Here is a 5053-nt window from a genome sequence, read left to right as displayed (position 1 = left end):
CTGCAGCAGCAGCTGAAAAGCGAAGGCATAAACAGTCGACTCGGGGTGCTATCGCAGGCAGCCTTATACTTAGAGGACAAGCCTAAGCAGCTAACTAAGCTTGAAAGTTTTGCTGAGGGGTTGTTCAGTGTGCAGGACGAGGCGCCGCAGCTATGTGCCCCATTATTAGATTTGCAGCCTGGGCAACGCGTGCTTGACGCCTGCGCTGCGCCGGGTGGTAAAACCGGGCATATTTTAGAGGCACAGCAGGACCTTGCATCATTGTTAGCGGTCGATCTCGAGGCTGATCGGTTACAGCGGGTTGCGGAAAATTTAGCCAGGCTGCAGTTGTCAGCGCGCTTGGTGGCTGCTGATATTGCAGATTTAAGCGCCTGGTATGATGGCCAGCCATTTGACCGTATTCTCTGTGATGCGCCCTGCAGTGCAACCGGGGTGATTCGGCGTCACCCCGATATTAAATTACTGCGCCAAGCCGAAGACATCGATATGCTGGCGCAGCAGCAGTTACAGATTTTACTGACACTGTGGCAGTGCTTAGCGCCTGGTGGCATCCTGCTATATGCAACCTGCTCAATTTTGCCGCAAGAGAACGATGCGGTGATTGCAGGCTTTATCGCGCAGCAGCCCGCGGTGAAAGTTTTACCAATAACATTGCCAAACGGGTTGCAAACCGACTATGGTTGGCAACTATTGCCAGACCACAGGGCGCAAGATGGATTTTACTATGCAAGATTGCAAAAGCCGTGCTAAACACTTGATGATCCGATGAAAATATTATTACTAGGCGCAGGTTCGGTTGGTTCCTCGATAGCGGAAAGCTTATCGAGTGAAAAAAACGATATTGTCATTGTTGACAGTAATCGTAAGAAGCTGCGTGAGTTGCAAGATCGGCTGGATATTGCCACCGTCACGGGCTATGCCTCTCACCCGTCGACCCTAAAAAAAGCTGGCGCCGAGGATGCGGACATTATCATCGCAGTGACCGACAGCGATGAAATCAATATGATGGCCTGTCAGATTGCCTACTCCTTGTTCAAGACGCCCACCAAGATTTGTCGTGTACGCCACAATAGCTATACCCGCGAGCAAGACTTATTTTGTAAGGAGGCGATACCGGTTGATTTCTTAATGAGCCCTGAGCAGCTGGTGACCAAATATATAGAGCGCTTGCTGGAACATCCGGGGGCGCTGCAAGTGGTTGACTTTGCCGATGATAGAGTCAGATTGGTGGGGGTTAAGGCGTTTTACGGTGCGCCTATTGTTGGTCAGGCGCTGAATCAGATACCACGCCATATGCCAAACATTGACACCCGGGTTGCCGCCATTTTTCGTCGTGATCGCTCGATTATTCCAGAGGGCGATACGGTTATTGAGGTCGATGACGAGGTGTTCTTTATTGCCGCGAGAGAGCATATATCGATGATGATGAGCGAGTTGCGCGGCCATGATAAACCTTATAAGCGCGTGATGATTGCTGGCGGCGGAAATATTGGCTCGAATTTAGCGAAGGCTATTGAGCATCGTCATCAAGTGAAAATTATCGATCGAAACCGCGACCGCTGTGAAAAGCTATCAGATAATCTTAATCGCTCAATCGTATTGCATGGTAATGCCTCGGATAAAGATTTGTTAGTATCAGAAAATATTGATAGCTGTGATGTTTTTTGCGCCTTAACCAATGATGATGAGGCAAATATTATGTCGTCCTTGTTGGCTAAACGCTTGGGCGCGGCCAAAGTTATTACCCTAATCGCCAATATGGCCTATGTAGATTTGGTGCAGGGCGGCGAAATCGATATCGCCTTATCGCCGCAGCAGGTCTCGGTTGGCAGTTTATTAAAACATGTTCGTCGCGGCGAGTTTTCGAACGTTTATTCGCTACGACGGGGCGCGGCCGAGGCCGTTGAAATCATCGCGCATGGCGATGAAAAAAGTTCTAAAGTTGTGGGTCGCAGTTTGGCAGAAATCGCCTTGCCAGATGGCGTGACTATTGGCTGTATTGTGCGTGGCGAAGACGTGATTATTGCGCATAGTCACGTAGTGGTTGAAAGTGATGACCACGTAATCCTATTTCTGGTTGATAAGCACTCAATACGAGAAGTCGAAAAATTATTCTCGGTTGGCTTCACCTTTATTTAATGAATGACTTTCAAACAAAGTAACAGGCCGTTAGCAGCGAAATAATTCATGCATGTAGCCATTATTTTTAGAATTCTAGGTGTGCTGCTGATGTTGTTCAGTCTGACTCACCTTATCCCGCTGGCGGTGTCGATGCTTTATCAAGACGGCGCGCATAGCAGCTTTATTTATGCATTTCTATTTACCTTTGCCGCAGGCTTAACGATTTGGGTGCCTGTATACAAAGCGCAGGCAGAGTTGCGAACGCGCGATGGTTTCTTAATTACCGCATTATTCTGGCTGGTGCTAGGAGTGTTTGGTGCAGTGCCATTTTTATTTGATGCTAGCTTAGATTTAACCGCGGTTGATGCCGTATTTGAGTCACTGTCGGGTCTAACGACTACCGGTGCCACGGTATTAACCGGGCTTGATCAATTGCCGCAGTCGATTCTGTTCTATCGTCAGCAGCTTCAGTGGTTAGGCGGTATTGGTATTATCGTTATTGCGGTTGCGATCTTGCCGATGCTAGGTATTGGCGGTATGCAGCTTTATCGTGCCGAAACGCCTGGGCCGGTGAAAGATTCTAAAATGACGCCGCGCATTACTGAAACGGCTAAGTGGTTATTTATTATTTATTCGGCGCTGACCATGATTTGTGCATTCAGCTACTGGCTTGCCGGGATGTCTGTATTTGATGCTATTTGTCACAGCTTTTCTACCTTGGCGATAGGGGGCTTTTCAACACATGACGCGTCGATGGGCTATTTTGATAGTCCACTTATTTATGCCGTTGCCAGTTTTTTTATGTTTGTCGCGGGGATTAATTTTGCGCTGCATTTCATGACCTGGCAAAAAGGCATTATGTGGCAGTACTTACGCGACTCAGAGGCAAAGTTTTATGCCGCCTTTATCCTCACAATGATTATTATAGTGCTGATTGCTGGCTGGTTTTATGGACTAGATCAACAGCTGAACTATTTTTGGGCTGAAGGCGTGTTTCAAGTGGTGTCGATGGCTACAACGACGGGCTTTACCACTACCGATTTTGCCAGCTGGCCGTCTTTTATGCCGATATTGCTTGTGTTGCTCAGTTTGGTTGGGGGCTGTGCAGGTTCTACCGGTGGCGGTATTAAAGTGATTCGCGTGCTACTGATTGTCAAACAGTGGCTGCGAGAATTACGTCATTTGATTCATCCCAATGCAGTTATTCCCTTGAAGCTTAGCAAACGTAAAGTGCCTGCGCCTGTGTTATCAGCAGTGTGGAGTTTCTTTGCTATTTATATCGTGGTGTTTTTTGCCCTGTTTATGCTGCTGATGATGACCGGTTTAGACTTTCTTACCGCGTATTCAGCATCATTAGCCATGCTGAATAATCTAGGGCCTGGCCTTGGCGCAGTGGCCAGCCATTATGGAGATGTTAGTACGGCAGCAAAGTGGGTTATGTGCTTGGCAATGCTGTTGGGCCGACTGGAGATTTTTACCTTATTGGTGTTGTTTACACCCGCTTTCTGGCGCCGTTAATCAGCCCTAGGGGCCTTGATTAGCGTGATCTCGCCAGTTACACATTTTTTTCTTGAATCAGGTATAATTGATCTGCTCAACACCTGCCGGCGTATCAAAAGCCCAATTCCAATATCAAACCTTGGTGAATTTAGTGATCTCAGACGAAGCAAAGCGTGTTCAAGATGCCCTGATTGCAAAAGGATTAGAAACTCCCTTGGTCGAGACGGGTCTCGACCGTGATCAAAAATATGACCGCATAAAAACTGCCATGACCAGCGTGCTTGAAACGCTCGGTCTCGATTTAAATGATGATAGCTTGACGGAAACTCCGCATCGCATAGCTAAAATGTATGTTGATGAAGTGTTCTCCGGACTTGATTACAGTCATTTTCCAAAAATTACGCAGATCGACAATAAAATGCGTGTTGACGAAATGGTCAAAGTAAAAGACATTACGGTGTTAAGCACCTGTGAGCACCATTTTATTACAATTGATGGTTTCGCAAGCGTTGCATATATTCCGAATGAAAAAGTGATGGGCTTATCTAAGCTGAATCGGATTGTGCAATTTTTTGCGCGTAGACCTCAAGTGCAAGAGCGACTTACTCAGCAAGTGTTGGTTGCCTTACAAACCTTGCTGGAAACTGACGACGTTGCGATTAAAATCGATGCCTTACATTACTGCGTCAAAGCGCGAGGCATCATGGATGCTAGCTCTAGCACCACAACGACAGCGCTCGGTGGTGTTTTTAAAGAGTCGAGCACGCGCGCAGAGTTTCTTGCAGCGTAATTCTATTTTTTCATAGCAATTCACAAAGCGATCACGGTAAATATCTGATAATATCGTGAATTTGTGAATTCCATTTGCTATGGCTAAGAAGAATAAAAATGCTCATTTGCCTGAAGCTACATTCGTTAGCTTCTTGCGCTCCTTGCTGTTTTATATCATCAGTATTCCAAGCATCCTGTCTGGCGGAATTTTCCTTATTCCGCTATTTGTTTTGCTGCCATTTAAGTGGCGCTGGTTTTGTTTAACTCGGCTGCTCAGTTTGCTGATACTACAGGCAAAATACATTGCGGGTATAAACTATAAAATTACGGGGCTAGATAATTTACCTAACACACCTTATGTGGCGCTTTGTAAGCACCAAAGTCCATGGGAAACATTTTTTCTGTTTATTTTATTAAACCCGGTTAGCACGGTCATGAAGCGCTCTTTATTGCTAATGCCGAGCTTTGGTTGGGGCATTGCTATGACCAAGCCGATTGCCATCGACCGCCATAAAGGTAGAAAAGCATTTTCGCAACTTTTGCGCATTGGTTTGCATAGGCTGCAAGTGTTAAAAATGCCGGTATTAATTTTTCCTGAGGGAACGCGCATACCCTATGGTAAACAGGGTAATTATAAACGAGGTGGTGTGGAGCTGGCTGT

5 protein-coding genes are annotated in these 5053 nt (G+C 46.5%); all 5 read left to right on the top strand.

The window, feature by feature from the left end:
* Positions 1-750, top strand: a 750-nt coding sequence (locus HRU21_11475; GenBank protein NRA42909.1) for a methyltransferase domain-containing protein, incomplete at its 5' end; no start/stop codon positions are given.
* A gap of 15 nt (positions 751-765) precedes the next feature.
* Entirely contained in the window at positions 766-2139 is a 1374-nt protein-coding gene (trkA, locus tag HRU21_11470) for a Trk system potassium transporter TrkA (protein ID NRA42908.1), read from the top strand.
* 48 nt (positions 2140-2187) lie between these two features.
* Positions 2188-3639, top strand: a complete 1452-nt coding sequence (locus HRU21_11465; protein NRA42907.1) for a potassium transporter — start codon at positions 2188-2190, stop codon at positions 3637-3639.
* A 133-nt stretch (positions 3640-3772) separates the two neighbouring features.
* Positions 3773-4411 (top strand): GTP cyclohydrolase I FolE, encoded by a 639-nt coding sequence (gene folE / locus HRU21_11460; GenBank protein ID NRA42906.1) that lies wholly within the window; start codon positions 3773-3775, stop codon positions 4409-4411.
* Between the two features lie 79 nt (positions 4412-4490).
* Positions 4491-5053 (top strand): 1-acyl-sn-glycerol-3-phosphate acyltransferase (locus tag HRU21_11455; protein ID NRA42905.1); only part of this gene is annotated, 563 nt, incomplete at its 3' end.

This window comes from Pseudomonadales bacterium (assembly GCA_013215025.1).
In the GTDB taxonomy this organism is placed as follows: domain Bacteria; phylum Pseudomonadota; class Gammaproteobacteria; order Pseudomonadales; family DT-91; genus DT-91.
Note: the sequence above shows the minus strand (reverse complement) of the source record. Positions and strands in the feature narration are given on the sequence as shown.